Annotated in this window: 9 protein-coding genes; 2 read left to right on the top strand and 7 right to left on the bottom strand. The window is 66.2% G+C overall.

Going from position 1 to position 16,131, the window contains the following annotated elements:
• Positions 1–4: 4 nt before the first annotated feature.
• The 7 genes from PSTAB_RS13135 to mfd all read right to left on the bottom strand — a co-directional run bounded on the left by PSTAB_RS13135 (position 5) and on the right by mfd (position 12,847).
• Positions 5–2,653 (bottom strand): ligase-associated DNA damage response DEXH box helicase, encoded by a 2,649-nt coding sequence (locus PSTAB_RS13135; RefSeq protein WP_080564991.1) that lies wholly within the window; start codon positions 2,651–2,653, stop codon positions 5–7.
• A gap of 224 nt (positions 2,654–2,877) precedes the next feature.
• The gene (locus PSTAB_RS13130) at positions 2,878–4,584 is read right to left on the bottom strand and encodes an ATP-dependent DNA ligase (protein WP_013983278.1); all 1,707 of its coding nucleotides are present in this window, start codon (positions 4,582–4,584) and stop codon (positions 2,878–2,880) included.
• A gap of 55 nt (positions 4,585–4,639) precedes the next feature.
• A complete protein-coding gene (locus tag PSTAB_RS13125) occupies positions 4,640–5,656 on the bottom strand; it encodes a ligase-associated DNA damage response exonuclease (RefSeq protein ID WP_013983277.1) in 1,017 nt (338 codons plus the stop codon).
• 141 nt (positions 5,657–5,797) lie between these two features.
• The gene (locus PSTAB_RS13120; RefSeq protein WP_011913767.1) at positions 5,798–6,367 is read right to left on the bottom strand and encodes a hypothetical protein; all 570 of its coding nucleotides are present in this window, start codon (positions 6,365–6,367) and stop codon (positions 5,798–5,800) included.
• Positions 6,368–6,500: 133 nt separating this feature from the next.
• A complete protein-coding gene (locus tag PSTAB_RS13115; protein ID WP_013983276.1) occupies positions 6,501–8,822 on the bottom strand; it encodes a DEAD/DEAH box helicase in 2,322 nt (773 codons plus the stop codon).
• Between the two features lie 59 nt (positions 8,823–8,881).
• A complete protein-coding gene (locus PSTAB_RS13110) occupies positions 8,882–9,400 on the bottom strand; it encodes a peptidoglycan binding protein CsiV (RefSeq protein ID WP_013983275.1) in 519 nt (172 codons plus the stop codon).
• On the bottom strand, positions 9,401–12,847 hold the full coding sequence (mfd, locus tag PSTAB_RS13105) for a transcription-repair coupling factor (protein ID WP_013983274.1): 3,447 nt from the start codon (positions 12,845–12,847) through the stop codon (positions 9,401–9,403).
• 159 nt (positions 12,848–13,006) lie between these two features.
• Between mfd and PSTAB_RS13100 the strand changes: the two genes are divergently transcribed.
• Together PSTAB_RS13100 and PSTAB_RS13095 are read left to right on the top strand one after the other, a co-directional pair.
• Positions 13,007–14,458: a glyceraldehyde-3-phosphate dehydrogenase gene (locus tag PSTAB_RS13100; RefSeq protein ID WP_011913763.1), complete on the top strand. Its 1,452-nt coding sequence runs from the start codon at positions 13,007–13,009 to the stop codon at positions 14,456–14,458.
• A 335-nt stretch (positions 14,459–14,793) separates the two neighbouring features.
• Positions 14,794–16,131, top strand: a complete 1,338-nt coding sequence (locus PSTAB_RS13095) for a Na(+)-translocating NADH-quinone reductase subunit A (RefSeq protein WP_013983273.1) — start codon at positions 14,794–14,796, stop codon at positions 16,129–16,131.

Here is a 16,131-nt window from a genome sequence, read left to right as displayed (position 1 = left end):
TTCATCAGGCGGGTTTGGCCTTCCTCGTGCGCGGCGTGCCGTCCTTGCGTGCGCGCGGCTTGCGTGGTCGCGGGGCGTCGCGCTCGATGGTGAGCGTCGATTGTGGCTCGGGCTGGTAGCCGCCGGGACCAGCAGCCTTGTCCAGCTCCGCCACCATGCGGCGGATGCGGTCGGCGAGCTTCTCCGAAGTCATGCTTTCGCGAAAGCGCTCGACCATCAGCGGAAAGGCCAGCGGGGTCGCGCGTCGCACCTGATGGACGTCCAGACGGCGCTGTTGCAGGCGTTGCAACGTCTGCTGCAAGCGCTCGACTTCCAGCTCCTGGCGCAGCACCTCTTCCTCGGCCTGGGTCAGCAGCAGATTGCCCGGATCGTACTGGCGGAACACATCGAAGAACAGGCCACTGGAAGCCTGCAGCTGACGCGCGCTCTTCTGCGCACCCGGGTAGCCGGAAAATACCAGCCCGGCGATGCGCGCGATCTCGCGAAAACGACGGCGCGCCAGCTCACTGGCATTGAGGCTGGCGAGCACGTCGTGCAGCAGGTCGTTTTCGCTGAAAAGCTCCGGCGTCAGCCAGTGCAGCCAGTCCACCTCGGTGGCCGAAAGCAGTTCGAAGCCATAGTCGTTGACCGCGATGGAAAAGGTCAGCGGCTGCCGTTGGCCCATGCGCCAGGCCAGCAGGCTGGCCAGGCCCAGGTGCACATGGCGCCCGGCGAAGGGGTAGAGGAACAGGTGCCAGCCTTCGCGGGACTTCATCACCTCGGCCAGCAAGGTGGTCTTGGTGGGCAGCGCCGACCAGTCCATCTGGACGCGAAGCAGCGGTTCGACCAGGCGCATTTCGGGGGTGGTGAACTGCTCGCGCGAGGCAGCACCGAGCTGCTCGACCACGGCATCGGCCAGCTCGCTGGATAGCGGCATGCGCCCGCCGTTCCAGCGCGGCACGGCAGCCTTCTTGCCCGTCGCGCGGCTGACGTAGGCGGTCATGTTCTCGACCCGCACCAGCTCCAGCAGGCGGCCGCCGAAGAGGAAGTTGTCGCCGGGGCGCAGGCGCGCGATGAAACCTTCCTCGATGCTGCCCAGCGAACGCCCGCTGCCGCCCTTTGCCCAGAACTTCACCGTCAGGCTGGCGTCGCTGACGATGGTGCCGATGCTCATGCGATGGCGCAGCGCCACGCGGCGACTGGGCACTTTCCAGAGGCCGGTTTCATCCGGCTCGACCCGTTGATAGTCGGGGTAGGCGGTCAGCGAATGCCCGCCATGGCGGACGAAGGCCAGCGCCCATTGCCAGTGCTCGTCGGTCAGCTCCCGGTAGGACCAGGCCTGGCGCACCTCGGCGAACAGCTCATCCGGGCGGAAGCCGCCGCCCAGGGCCATGCTCACCAGGTGCTGCACCAGCACGTCGAGCGGGCGATGCGGTGCGCTGCGGGCCTCGATGCGGCGCTCGGCGATGGCCACCTGGGCGGCGGCGGCTTCCACTACCTCTACGCTGTGGGTGGGCACCAGGGTGACCCGCGAGGTTCGCCCCGGCGCGTGTCCGGAGCGGCCGGCGCGCTGCATCAGCCGCGCCACGCCCTTGGGCGAGCCGATCTGCAACACCCGCTCGACCGGCAGGAAATCCACGCCAAGATCCAGGCTGGAGGTGCAGACCACCGCTTTCAGCGCGCCCTGCTTGAGGCCCAGCTCGACCCAGTCGCGCACCTCGCGTGCGAGCGAGCCGTGGTGCAGGGCGATCAACCCGGCCCAGTCCGGCCGCGCATCCAGCAGCGCCTGATACCAGATTTCCGACTGCGAACGGGTATTGGTGAACACCAGGGTGGTCGCGGCGGAGTCGATCTCTTCGACCACCTGCGGCAGCATGCGCAGGCCGAGATGACCGGCCCAGGGGAAGCGCTCGATGCTCGGCGGCAGCAGGGTGTCGACGCGCAGGTCCTTGTCCACCTTGCCCTGCACCAGCCTGCCGCTGCCGGGGTGCAGCAGCACGTCCAGCGCGTGGGGCTGGTTGCCGAGGGTGGCGGAAAGGCCCCAGACGATCAGCTCCGGCATCCACTGGCGCAGGCGCGCCAGCGCCAGTTGCAGTTGCACGCCGCGCTTGTTGCCCAAGAGCTCGTGCCATTCGTCCACCACCAGCATGCGCAAACCGGCGAAGGCCTGGCGTGCATCGGCGCGGGTCAGCAGCAGGGTCAGGCTTTCCGGCGTGGTGACCAGCGCGCTGGGCAGACGCCGTCCCTGCCGCGCACGCTCGGCACCGCTGGTATCGCCGGTGCGCAGGCCGATGCTCCAGCCGATGCCGAGGTCGTCCAGCGGCGCCTGCAAGGCGCGGGCGGTGTCGGCGGCCAGGGCGCGCATCGGGGTGATCCAGAGCACCGTCAACGCCGGCTTGTCCGTCGCGGTGGGAGAGGGTGCCTTGGTCGCAAAGCGATTCAGGGCTCCGAGCCAGACGGCGTAGGTCTTGCCGGAGCCGGTGGTGGCATGCAGCAGGCCCGATTCGCCATCGCCTATCGCTTGCCAGACCTCCTGCTGGAACGGGAAGGGTCGCCAGGCACGGCTGGAAAACCAGCCCTCAGCGAGGCTCTCGGCCCCGTCCCTAGCCCCCGGCCCCTCTCCCGGAGGGAGAGGGGAGTGATCATGTGGCTCCCCGGCATCTTCGTCTGGCACGGCTCCGCTCTTGCGCCCTCTCCTTTTGGGAGAGGGCCGGGGTGAGGGTTGACTCACCTCGGCGCTGTCAGCCGTTTCCCTCACCCCCAGCCGCTCTCCCGCAGGGAGAGGGGCGTGATCGTGTGGCAGCTCGGCATTCTTGCTTGGCACGACTCCGCTCTTGCTCCCTCTCCCTCTGGGAGAGGGTTGGGGTGAGGGCTGAGCGGGTGCGGGGTGCCTTGGTTTCATCCCAGCAGTTCCTTCAGCGTCTCCAGCGTATCGGCTTCGTCAACCGGCTTGTCGAGCCGCCAGCGCAGCATGCGTGGGAAGCGCACGGCGATGCCGCTCTTGTGGCGGCTGCTGGCGGCGATGCCTTCGAAGCCGAGTTCGAACACCAGGGTCGGGGTGACGCTGCGCACCGGGCCGAACTTCTCCACGGTGGTCTTGCGCACGATGGCGTCGACCTTGCGCATTTCCTCGTCGGTGAGGCCGGAATAGGCCTTGGCGAAGGGGACGAGCTTGCGCTCAGGGTCGCCCGGCTCGCCGTCCCAGACGGCAAAGGTGTAGTCGGTATAAAGGCTGGCGCGGCGGCCATGACCGCGCTGGGCATAGATCAGCACGGCATCGACGGAGTAGGGGTCGATCTTCCATTTCCACCAGACGCCGACGTCCTTGGTCCGGCCGACGCCGTACTGGGCCGCGCGCGCCTTGATCATCATGCCTTCCACGCCCAGCTGGCGGGAGGCTTCGCGCTGGCGGGCCAGGTCCTGCCAATCCGCTCCGCTTACGAGTGGTGAAAGCATCAGCTGCGGGCTCGGGCATTGGCCCACGACCGCCTCGAGCTGCTGGCGGCGTTCGCGGTGCTCGCGCTGCCGCCAGTCGTCGCCCTGCCATTCCAGCAGGTCGTAGGCGAGTACTGCGACCGGGGCATCCTGCAGGACCTTGGCGGTCAGGTTCTTGCGGCCGATGCGCTGCTGCAGCAGGGCGAAGGGCTGCACGCCGAAGCCATCGGCGCTGGGCTCGCCGGTGCTGGCGTCGTCGAACAGCTCGCCGGCCAGGGTCTCCGGGGCATGCTTCCAGACCAGGATCTCGCCATCGATCACCGTGCCGTCGGGCAGGCAGCGGGCCAGTTCGCACAGCTCGGGAAAACGCTCGCTGACCAGCTCCTCACCGCGCGACCAGACCCAGATCTGCCCGTCGCGCTTGACCAGCTGGGCGCGGATGCCATCCCACTTCCATTCGATGAACCAGTTGTCCGGCGCGCCAAGCAGTGTGTCGAACGTGTCCACCGGGGCCTGCAGCGCATGAGCGAGAAAGAACGGGTAGGGCTGGCCACCGCGCTGGGCATGCTCATGCTCGGATTCTTCGGCGATCAGCGCGCGATAGCCCTCGGCGCTGGGTCGGTGGGACAGGTCGGTGTAGCCGACCAGGCGCTGCGCGACACGCTTGGGGTCGAGGTCGGCCAGCGAGGCCAGCGCGCGGGTGACCAGCAGCTTCGAGACGCCGACGCGAAAGGCGCCGGTGATCAGCTTGATGCAGACCATCAGGCTGAGCCGGTCCAGCTGTGCCCAGAGCGCCGGCAAGCGTTCGGCCAGCTCCTCCGGCGGCAGGCCGCGCAGCGGTAGCAGTCGGTCCTGCATCCACACGGCCAGCCCGTCCTCGGAGCTGTGTTCGGCCTCGGGCATCAGCAGCGAGATGGTCTCGGCCATGTCGCCGACCGCCTGGTAGCTTTCCTCGAACAGCCATTCGGGCAGGCCCGCCGCCTGCATGGCGGTTTCGCGCAGGACGCGGGTCGGGACCAGTTGACGCGGGCGACCGCCGGCCAGGAAGTAGACCGCCCAGGCAGCGTCGGCCGGATCGGCCTCGCGAAAATAGTCGCGCATCGCGGCCAGTTTGGCATTGCTCGACGTGGTGGCGTCCAGGCGGCTGTAGAGCGTGGCGAAGGCTTTCATGCGGCGCCTCCGCTTCGGTGGTCGCCGCGGCACGGGAAAGCGGCGTGGCCTTCGATCATGCGGTGCCCTCCGTCGCGGTATCGTCCTCTTCGCCGTATTCGGTGGCGAAGGCCTGGGCATCGAGGCCGCGCATTTCGCGCAGGTAGCGCACCAGCACCGCAACGGAGCCGTGGGTGACCATCACCCGTTCGGCGGCGGTCTGCTCGATGGCCCAGAGCAGGCCTGGCCAGTCGGCATGGTCGGAAAGCACGAAGCCGCGGTCGACGCCGCGGCGACGGCGGGTGCCGCGCAGCATCATCCAGCCGCTGGCGAAGGCATCGGCGTAGTCGCCGAAACGGCGCATCCAGGTGCTGCCGCCAGCCGAGGGCGGGGCGAGGATGATGGCCTGCTTCAGGCGCGGATCACCCTTCTTCAGGTCACCGGCATACACCGTCGGCGGCAGGTGGATGCCGCCCTCGCGATAGACCTTGTTCAGCGGCTCTACCGCGCCATGCACGACGATGGTGCCGATGCTTTCATCCAGGCCGTGCAGGATGCGCTGCGCCTTGCCGAAGGCATAGCAGAACAGCACGCTGGCGCGCCCGGCCGCGGCGTTGGCGCGCCACCAATCGTTTATCTCGCGGAAAACCTCGGTTTGCGCCGGCCATTTGTAGATCGGCAGGCCGAAGGTCGATTCGGTGATGAAGGTATGGCAGCGCACCGGCTCGAACGGCGCGCAGGTGCCGTCCGGCTCGACCTTGTAGTCGCCCGAGGCGACCCACACCTCGCCCTTGTATTCCAGGCGCACCTGAGCCGAGCCAAGTACATGACCAGCGGGATGAAAGCTGAGCTTTACGCCGTGATGCTCGATGGATTCCCCATAGGCCAGTGTCTGCAGCGGCATGTCGGCGGCGATGCGCGAACGCAGGATGCCTTCGCTGTCGCTGGAAGCCAGGTAATGGCCCATCCCCCAGCGTGCGTGGTCGCCATGGGCGTGGGTTATGACGGCGCGATCGACCGGCCGCCAGGGGTCGATATAGAAGTCACCGGGCGGGCAATACAGCCCTTCGGGGCGGGCAACGACAAGATCCATGAGTACAGGCGCTTTGCGGGCTTGTAGGTTTGGAGCATGGCGCAGCGCTGCGAGTTCGCCCGATCAGCGCGAGGTGGGCCGAAGCCCACCCTACCGGTCGCTGTAAATGGCCGGGCGGCTGTTTCTTGCGGTGGGCTGCGATCAGTCCGCCAGCTTGAGGTGCGATATGTCCGGCTTGGGCCCGTCGACGGCGCGCGGCATCTCGCCCATGTCGCTGCCCACCGGAGCCAGGCTGAATTGCGAGAGGTCCACGCGCGGGGCCTCGGGTTCGGGACGGGCGTCCTGCAGGTCGACGCCAACCGGTGCGATACCGAAGTCCGGCGCCTCGACGTCGCTGAAGGCGGCCATGTATTCATCCCGCGGCGTCACCTTCAGTGCGCCAGGTGTCTCGCCGGGCCGAGCCGTTGCAGGTGCGGTGCTCGCAGGGGTAGCGACAGGCGTGGCGGGTGGTGGCGGCGCCAGCTCGATTTCCTCGACATCCACCGGCATCGGTTTGACCTCGACCTGGGCACCGGCGCGCTCCATGGCCTGGCGGTATTTTTCCACCGCAGCGAAGTCCAGGTTCTGCTTGATCACGATGCGGCGCCCGGAGAACAGCAGCGCGATGCGCTGGGCATCGGCCTGGAACAGCCTGGTCAGGTTGGCTTCGACCTGTTCGAGCTTCGCGCCGGGGAGCAGCTGGCCGGAAAAGGCAATCTCGTAGAGGCTCATGGGTTGCTCCTTGTAGCGCTGGCGGGTGGGGACGGCCATGCCGTCGTCTGGTGAGAAGTTAAACGAGGTGGCGATGATCTGGCAAAGCGCGAAATGCTGCGCTTGTCGGCGTCACAACTTCGCCAGGCATGGCTCAAGGCAGCGGCGCGAAGAGCGCTTCGATGTCCTGCTCGGCCAGCTGCCAGCCGCCTTCACCGCTGCCCTCCAGCACGCCGGCGGCCAGCTCGGCCTTGCGCGCCTGCAGCTCGCGGATACGCTCCTCGACGGTGCCGCGGGTGATCAGACGATAGACGAACACCGGCTTGTCCTGACCGATGCGATAGGCGCGGTCGGTAGCCTGGTTCTCGGCAGCGGGGTTCCACCAGGGATCGTAATGGATCACCGTGTCGGCGGCCGTCAGGTTCAGTCCGGTGCCGCCGGCCTTCAGGCTGATGAGAAACAGCGGCACTTCGCCGGCCTGGAAGCGTTCGACCGGCATGCGTCGATCATCGGTCTCGCCGGTCAGCTTGACGTAGGTGATGCCGCGCTTGAGCAGCGCCTGTTCAATCAGCGCCAGCATCGAGGTGAACTGGGAAAACAGCAGCACGCGGCGTCCTTCGCTCATCAGCTCGTCGAGCATGTCCAGCAGGCTGTCCAGCTTGCCCGAGCTGCTGCCGCGAGACGTCGCAACGGCATCGCCCTTGAGCAGGCGCAGATCGCAGCAGACCTGCCGCAGCTTGAGCAGCGCCTCGAGGATGACCATCTGGCTGCGCGCCAGGCCCTTGCGCTCGATTTCATCGCGGACCTTGCGGTCCATGGCCAGGCGTAGCGTCTCGTAGCGTTCGCGCTGGGCGGGCGACAGCTCGACCCAGTGGGCGAACTCGTTCTTGGCCGGCAGCTCGGTGGCCACCTGTTCCTTTGTGCGGCGCAGCAGGAACGGCCGGAGGCGCGCGCGCAGATGTGCCAGACGGGCCTCGTCGCCATGCTTCTCGATGGGGTTGCGGTAATCCTGGGTGAAGCGCCGCGCATCGCCGAGCCAGCCGGGCATGAGGAAGTGGAACAGCGACCATAGCTCGCCCAGGTGGTTTTCCAATGGCGTGCCGGTCAGGCACAGCCGTTGCCGGGTCTGCAGCTCGCGCACCGCCTGGGCGGCCTTGCTGGAGGGATTCTTGATGTGCTGCGCCTCGTCAAGGATCAGCAGATGCAGCGGTTGCTCGCGCAGCACGGCGATGTCGCGTGTCAGCAAGGCGTAGCTGGTCAGCAGCAGGTCGTGATCGGCGATCCCGGCGAAGTGCTTCTGCCGGCCACTGCCGGTGAGCGTCAGCACGCGCAGGTGCGGGGCGAAACGGCTGGCTTCGTCCTGCCAGTTGGGGATCAGGCTGGTGGGCATCACCACCAGCGCGGGGCGGTCCAGGCGTCCGGCCTGCTTTTCGGCGAGGATGTGTGCCAGGCTCTGCAGTGTCTTGCCGAGGCCCATGTCATCACCGAGGATGCCGCCGGCGCCCAGCTCGCGCAGGGTCTGCATCCAGGCCAGGCCCTGCAGCTGGTAGGGCCGCAGGGTGGCGTTCAGCGAGGCGGGTGGCTGGCCGGGCTGGGCGCCAGGGCTGTGCAGGCGTCGAGCGAATGCACGCAGCTGCTCGCCCCCGCGCCAGTGCGGCGCCAGGCCTTCCAGGCCGGCCAGGCGCGCGCCGTCGGCCTTGCTCAGACGCAGCGCGGGGCCATCCATCGGCTCGCGCATATAGAGTTCGCCAAGCGTCGCCAGGATCGGCTTGATGCGGGAGAAGGGCAGAGCCACCTGCAGCGGTTGCCCGTCGCGTCGCTCCAGCTGCACGCGCAGCTGCTCGTCATCGCCCCGCTGGGCCAGTGCCCGCGGCGTGAGCAGCTGAGGGCTCTGGCGGATCAGGCGCAGGAGCACGGGCAATATGCCGATGCGCTGGCCGTCGACGACGACACCGAGGTCGAGGTCGAACCAGTCTTCCGCCGCGGACTCGTCGATCTCGGCGTACCAGGCGTCGATGGCGGTCAGGTCGTAGGCGAAGCCCGGGTGAATGTCGATCTGCCAGCCCTGGCGACGCAGCTCCGGCAGCTGCTGCTGGACGAACCTGATCCAGGCTTCTTCGCCGGGCAGCTGGAACATCTCCGCCGACTCCTTCGGCAAGGCCAGGCTCTGGCGCAACGCGGGACGGAAGCCCAGCTGCTCCAGCTGCTTGCGCAATGCCTGCTCGGCCTGCGGCTGGCGGGCGATGAGCTGGAGCTCGTCGTCCGCCGGATGGCGAATGCGCTCGCCGTCGCGCTTGCCATGCACGCGCGCTGAGCCATAGAGAAACGCCAGGCCCGCCCGGTGCTGGTATTCGCTGACCATGCGCCGGTTGCCGGGTTGGTAGTTGGTCGCCAGATGGCTGCCCAGGCTGAGCAGCGGCACCGGTGCGAGATCGTCGATCCGCCGCTCCGGGCGCGAAGGCAGTGCTGGGGCCACGGTTCAGGCCCCCGCTGCAGGGATGCGATGCCGCCGCCGGGGCCGCAAAGGCGACAGGCTCATAGCCGTCTGAGCTCGATCAGCAGCCCGAGGCTGTCGTGATCGATGTAGGTCAGCCGGCCGGGTACCAGGCGGACCCGCTGCGTCAGGCGTTCGCTGGCGAGCAGCTGGCCGTACTCGCCGAAGCGGTTGACCCAGAACGTCATGTCCGTCTGCATGTAGCGGCCCGGTCGCAGCTTCAGCGTGCCCTGGATCGGATAGTGTTCGAAGTGGCGCTGGCCCTGGTGAATGGCGATGGCCGGGCCGTCGTCGCTGACCGGCTGCTGCCAGGCGCGGTGCAGCAGCACCTGATAACCCTGCTCCGGGGTCAGCCGGGCGGCGATGTGCTCCAGCGCCGGCTGCCGCTCGGCGCGGGGCTCCAGCGGCCGGGCTTGCCGTGCCCAGTCGTAAGGCGCGTGCTGGCTGGCCTCCAGCGGCGTGGCGTGGCGGAACAGGATCAGCTCGACGCGATACAGCGCCTCGGCGTGCACCTGCGGCGCCAGCCACAATAACAACAGGGCCAGATAGCGACGCGGCATCTAGGAACCTTGCTCGTTGGGCGCCAGCCGCTCAAGCAGCGCTTCCAGGGTGTTGAAGCGCTCCTCGGGACGCTCCATGGGCACCTGGAACTTGAACAGCGTGGCGCCTTCGAACTTGTAGCGGTTCGGCTGGCTCTGGATCAGCTTGATCAGCACCATCGGGTCAACCGAAGTGTCGGCCGAGAACTCGATGCGTCCGCCCTGCGGGCCGGCGTCGATCTTGGTGATGCCCAGCTTTTCGGCCTGCAGCTTGAGCAGGGTCAGGCGCACCAGGTTCTTGGTCGGTTCGGGCAACAGGCCGAAGCGGTCGATCATCTCAACCTGCAGTTCCTTCAAACCGTCCTCGTCGGCGGCGTTGGCGATGCGCTTGTAGAGAATCAGGCGCGCATGCACGTCCGGCAGATAGTCCTCGGGGATCAGTGCAGGCAGGCGCAGGTTGATCTCCGGGCCGCCACCGAGCGGCTGCTCCAGGTTTGGCTGTTCGCCCTTGCGGATGGCCTTGACGGCGCGCTCGAGCATTTCCATGTACAGGGTGAAGCCGACGGCCTGGATCTGCCCGCTCTGGCCTTCGCCGAGCAGCTCGCCGGCACCGCGGATTTCCAGGTCGTGGGTGGCCAGGACAAAGCCGGCACCGAGGTCCTGGGCGTTGGCGATGGCTTCCAGACGCTTCTGCGCATCATCGGTCATGGCCTTGCGCGGTGGGGTGAGCAGATAGGCATAGGCCTGGTGATGGCTACGGCCGACGCGGCCGCGCAGCTGGTGCAGCTGGGCCAGGCCGAACTTGTCGGCGCGCTCGATGATGATGGTGTTCGCGCTGGGCACATCGATGCCGGTTTCGATGATGGTCGAGGCCACCAGCACGTTGAAGCGCTTGTGGTAGAAATCGCTCATCACCTGCTCGAGGTCGCGTTCGCGCATCTGTCCGTGGCCGATGGCGATGCGTGCCTCGGGTACCAGTGCCTGCAGGTCGGCGGCGCACTTCTCGATGGTCTTGACGTCGTTGTGCAGGTAATAGACCTGGCCGCCACGCAGCAGCTCGCGCAGCAGCGCTTCCTTGATGGTCGGGTTGTTGGCCTCCATGACGAAAGTGCGCACCGACAGCCGGCGCGCCGGTGGCGTGGCGATGATCGACAGGTCGCGCATGCCGGCGATGGACATGTTCAGCGTGCGCGGAATCGGCGTGGCGGTCAGGGTGAGGATGTCCACCTCGCTGCGCAGCGCCTTGAGCTGCTCCTTCTGGCGCACACCGAAGCGGTGTTCCTCGTCGATGATGACCAGGCCCAGGTTGCTGAACTTGACATCGTCCTGCAGCAGCTTGTGGGTGCCGATGAGGATATCGATCTTGCCGTCGGCCAACTCGGTGATGGCGTTCTGCACTTCCTTGGCGGACTTGAAACGGCTCATCACCTCGACCCGCACCGGCCAGTCGGCGAAGCGGTCGCGGAAGCTGTTGTAGTGCTGCTGGGCGAGCAGGGTGGTGGGCACCAGCACCGCCACCTGCTTGCCGCCGTGCACGGCAATAAAGGCGGCGCGCATGGCGACTTCGGTCTTGCCGAAGCCGACATCGCCACACACGAGACGGTCCATCGGCTTGGCCGACAACAGGTCCTCGCGCACCGCGTCGATGGCGACCTGCTGGTCCGGCGTTTCCTCGAAGGGGAAGCCGGCGGCGAAGGTTTCGTAGTCGACCTGCGGGTCCTTGAAGGCATAGCCCTGGCGCGCGGCGCGGCGGGCGTAGATGTCGAGCAGTTCTGCAGCCACGTCGCGCACCTGCTCGGCGGCCTTGCGCTTGGCTTTCTGCCAGGTTTCCGAGCCGAGCTTGTGCAGTGGCGCCAGGGCGTCGTCGCTGCCGGTATAGCGGGCGATCAGATGCAGGCTGGCGACCGGCACGTAGAGTTTGGCCTCGTCAGCGTACTGCAGTAGGAGGAATTCCTGCGCCTGGCCTTCGATTTCGAGGGTGACCAGCCCCTGATAGCGGCCGACCCCATGATCGATATGCACCACCGGCGCGCCTTCGCGCAGCTCGGTGAGGTTCTTGATGACGTTGTCGCCGCCGTCGCGACTCTTTTCGCGCCGCCGGCGTTGCATGACGCGCTGGCCGAACAGCGGGCTTTCCGCGACCAGGGCGACTTCGTCCAGCAGCAAGCCTTCGTCGAGCGGGGCGATGGCGATCGCCAGGCGCTCCTCGCTGGCGAGGAACCCGCCCCAGCCTTCGACTTCCTGCGGGCGCAGCTTCAGGCGCGCCAGCAGCTCCAGCAGCACTTCGCGGCGCCCCGCGGATTCGGCGGTGAACAGCACGCGCCCCGGGAAACCGTCGAGGAACTGGCGCAGCTTGCCCAATGGCTCGCTGGCCTTGGATTCGATCGCCAGTTCCGGCAGGGGCTGCGCAGGGAAGCGCTCGCGGCCGATGCCGGGTTCCACGTCCTGCTGGCTGGCAACCACGCGCGGCCACAGCTTGAGCCGGGCGAAGCAGTCTTCCACCGGCATGAACAGCTCGGCCGGCGGCAGCAGCGGGCGCTCGGGGTCGACGCGGCGCTCCTCGTAGCGATTGCGCACGTCATTCCAGAACTGCTCGGCGGCCTGCTCGATGCCGGGCAGGGAAAACACCTGGCTGTCTTCGGGCAGATAGTCGAAGAGGGTTGCCGTCTCCTCATAGAAAAGCGGCAGGTAGTATTCGATACCGGCGGGCGTGATGCCGGTGGACAGGTCCTGGTAGATCGGGCAGCGACGGAAGTCGACGTCGAAACGCTCGCGGAAACGTGCGCGGAAGCCGGTGACCGCTTCCTTTTTCAGCGGAAATTCCCGGGCTGGCAGCAGACGGATCGACTCCACCTTGTCGATGGAGCGCTGATTCTCCGGATCGAAGGTACGCAGGGTTTCGATCTCGTCATCGAACAGGTCGATACGGTAGGGCAGGGCGCTGCCCATGGGGAACAGATCGATCAACGCGCCACGCACGGCGAACTCGCCATGTTCGTAGACCGTGTCCACGCAGCGATAGCCGGCCGCTTCCAGACGCAGGCGCATCTGCTCGACATCCAGCTTCTGCCCAACATCCAGCACCAGGCTCGAACCGAGCAGAAAGCGCTTGGGCGCCAGCCTGTGTAGGGCGGTGGTGATCGGCACTACCAGCACGCCATGGCTCAGTTCAGGCAGCTGGTAGAGCGTGGCGATACGCTGGGAAACGATGTCCTGGTGCGGCGAGAACAGGTCGTAGGGCAGCGTTTCCCAATCCGGAAAATGCAGAACCGGCAGCTCCGGAGCGAAGAAGGCGAGTTCTTCCTGCAGGCGCTCGGCGCTCTGGCTGTCGGCGGTGAGGAGGAGCGTGAAGCGTTTGGCGTTGCTGGCTGCTTCGGCAATCGCCAGGCTCAGCGCGGCTCCTGGAAGATTGCCCCAATGTTGCTTGCCGCTGGCGGCAGGCAGAGGGGGAAGGCGCAAGACGGACACGAGTGGGCGTGGCTCCGATGGAAAAAATAGGCCGCCGGGATTGTAACTATCGAGGCGCTTGGCTGTCAGTGTTTCGTCCGCTGCAGATTGCCGGCGCTAGGGTGCGCCGTCATAATGTAGCCCCTTTTCTCAGCCCCTACATGTTGGAAGGAACTGCCCGTGACTCAGAAGCCCGACCAGTGTCTTGGTGAATGGATTGACCGCGAAGCCCTCGCCGAAGCGATGATTCCGCTGATTGGTCAGCTGTATCGCAACAACAACGTGGTGACTTCGATCTACGGCCGTGGCCTGATCAACCGTTCGGTGATCGCCATCCTCAAGGCGCACCGTTTCGCCCGTCACCGCATCGCCGACGAGACCGAGCTGTCGGTGCACGACACCTTCCAGATCCTCAAGACCATGAGCGAGATGAACCTCGGCGCCGCCTCGGTCGATCTCGGCAAGCTGGTCGCCAAGTACAAGGACGCCGGCAACGGCCGCAGCCTCGAGCAGTTCGTGCGCGAAGAGCTGGCCGAGGTCGCCGACAAGCGTCACGCTGCTACCGGGCACAAGGGTACTGACGTCGTGCTGTACGGTTTCGGCCGCATCGGCCGCCTGCTGGCGCGCATCCTGATCGAGAAGACCGGTGGTGGCGACGGCCTGCGCCTGCGCGCCATCGTCGTGCGCAAGGGTTCCGACAACGATCTGGTCAAGCGCGCCAGCCTGCTGCGTCGCGACTCGGTGCATGGTCCCTTCGATGGCACCATCACCATCGATGAGGCGAACAACACCATCACCGCCAATGGCAACCTGATCCAGGTGATCTACTCCAACGATCCGGCCTCGGTGGACTACACTCAGTACGGCATCGAGAACGCTCTGCTGGTGGACAACACCGGCAAGTGGCGTGACGCCGAAGGTCTGGGTCAGCACCTCAAGTGTCCGGGCGTCGCTCGCGTGGTGCTCACTGCACCGGGCAAGGGCGAGCTGAAGAACATCGTGCATGGCATCAACCATGGCGACATCACTGCCGATGACAAGATCATCTCCGCGGCGTCCTGCACCACCAATGCCATCGTGCCGGTGCTCAAGGCGGTGAACGATCAGTACGGCATCGTCAACGGCCACGTCGAAACCGTGCATTCCTACACCAACGACCAGAACCTGATCGACAACTTCCACAAGGGCAGCCGCCGTGGCCGTAGCGCTGCGCTGAACATGGTCATCACCGAGACCGGCGCCGCCACTGCAGCTGCCAAGGCGCTGCCGGTGCTCAAGGGCAAGCTGACCGGCAACGCGATCCGCGTGCCGACGCCGAACGTTTCGATGGCCATCCTCAACCTGAACCTGGAGAAGGCCACCAGCCGCGACGAGATCAACGAGTACCTGCGCCAGATGGCCATGCACTCTGACCTGCAGAAGCAGATCGATTTCGTCAACTCGCAGGAAGTTGTATCCACTGATTTCGTTGGTTCTCGCCATGCTGGCGTAGTGGACGCCGAGGCGACCATCTGCAATGACAACCGCGTCGTGCTGTACGTCTGGTACGACAACGAGTTCGGTTACAGCTGCCAGGTGGTGCGTGTGATGGAAGACATGGCAGGGGTCAACCCTCCGGCCTTCCCGCGCTAAGCGTCGCGGTGGCAAGCAGAAACGGGAGCCCTGGCTCCCGTTTCGCGTTTCTGGCGCACCGGTTCGAGCGTAAATCCTGCGAGGTTGAGCGGTCGGTGATCAGGGGCCGGGTGCGGTCGGGATAATTTTGCTTCTCTTGTCTCGAGTCAAAAATCCGCAACACCTGGGTGGTCAGTCAAGGCATACGACCTCTATAATCGGGCGGATTTTTGACCTGGGTCCGCGACATGGTGTCGCGCCAATAACGTATTGGTGCGCGCAGTGCAATCCTACTTTGCGCCATGCCGCCGGGCCTGCCAAAAAAAGCTTTCTAAAATCAGTGGTTAGGCAAACCGATGATCAATATAAAACGAGGGCTTGACTTGCCCATAGTCGGCGCGCCGACGCAGCGTATCGAGGCCGGAAGGCCCGTACGCAGCGTCGCCGTCATCGGCTTCGACTATCCGACCATGAAGCCCACCATGGCTGTGCAGGTCGGTGATCGGGTCAAGCTGGGGCAGATCCTTTTTTCCGACAAGAAGTCCGAAGGCGTTCACTACACGGCGCCCGGTGCTGGCGTCGTCAGTGCAGTGCACCGCGGTGAAAAGCGCGTGCTGCAGTCGGTGGTCATCGACCTCGAGGGCGATGACGAAATCACCTTCGCGAGCTACTCGTCCGACCAGCTGGAAGGCCTGAGCAGCGAACAGGTGCGCGAGAACCTGCAGCAGTCCGGCCTGTGGACCGCACTGCGCACGCGTCCGTTCAGCAAGGTGCCGGCGGTCGATGCGCTGCCTAACTCCATCTTCGTGACAGCCATCGATACGCATCCCTTGGCGGCCGATCCTGCGGTGATCATCGCCGAACAGGCAGAAGCCTTCGAGGCAGGCCTCAAGGTGCTCGGCAACCTGGCCAAGGTGTTCCTGTGCAAGGCCCCTGACGCGTCGCTGCCCGGCGAATCCCTGGCCAAGGTGCAGGTCGAGGCCTTCAGCGGCCCGCATCCGGCGGGCCTGGCCGGTACCCATATCCATTTCCTTGATCCGGTGAGTGCAAGCAAGAGCGTCTGGACCATCGGTTATCAGGACGTGATCGCCGTCGGCAAGCTGTTCACCAGCGGACGCCTGTGGGTCGAGCGCGTCGTCGCTCTGGGCGGCCCCGTCGTCGAGAATCCTCGCCTGGTTCGCACCCGCCTCGGTGCCAACCTCGACGAGCTGACTGCCGGCGAACTGCAGCCTGGCGCCAATCGCGTCGTATCCGGCTCGTTGCTGGGCGGCCGTACCGCCCATGGCGCGTTCGCCTATCTCGGTCGCTACCACCAGCAGGTGTCGTGCCTGCGCGAGGGCAAGGAGCGCGAGATGCTGCACTACATGCGTGCCGGCGTGGAGAAGCACTCCATCCTCAACATCTATATCTCCAAGCTGATGGGTGGCAAGAAGTTCGCGTTCTCCACGTCCACCAACGGCAGTCCGCGCGCCATGGTGCCGGTGGGCAACTACGAGGAGGTCATGCCTCTGGACGTGCTGCCGACCCAGCTGCTGCGTGCCTTGATCGTGGGCGACACCGAGGTGGCGCAAAAGCTTGGCTGCCTTGAGCTGGATGAAGAAGATCTGGCGCTGTGCACCTACGTCTGTGCTGGCAAGTACGAATACGGCCCGATCCTGCGGGACAATCTGACCCGCATCGAGAAGGAGGGGTAA

Source organism: Stutzerimonas stutzeri, from assembly GCF_000219605.1.
Lineage (GTDB): Bacteria > Pseudomonadota > Gammaproteobacteria > Pseudomonadales > Pseudomonadaceae > Stutzerimonas > Stutzerimonas stutzeri.
Note: the sequence above shows the minus strand (reverse complement) of the source record. Positions and strands in the feature narration are given on the sequence as shown.

Coding starts and splice junctions, on each gene's coding strand:
- PSTAB_RS13130 (WP_013983278.1), bottom strand. CDS start 4,584: ATGAAAGCCTTCGCCACGCTCTACAGCCGCCTGGACGCCACCACGTCG.
- PSTAB_RS13125 (WP_013983277.1), bottom strand. CDS start 5,656: ATGGATCTTGTCGTTGCCCGCCCCGAAGGGCTGTATTGCCCGCCCGGT.
- PSTAB_RS13120 (WP_011913767.1), bottom strand. CDS start 6,367: ATGAGCCTCTACGAGATTGCCTTTTCCGGCCAGCTGCTCCCCGGCGCG.
- PSTAB_RS13110 (WP_013983275.1), bottom strand. CDS start 9,400: ATGCCGCGTCGCTATCTGGCCCTGTTGTTATTGTGGCTGGCGCCGCAG.
- PSTAB_RS13095 (WP_013983273.1), top strand. CDS start 14,794: ATGATCAATATAAAACGAGGGCTTGACTTGCCCATAGTCGGCGCGCCG.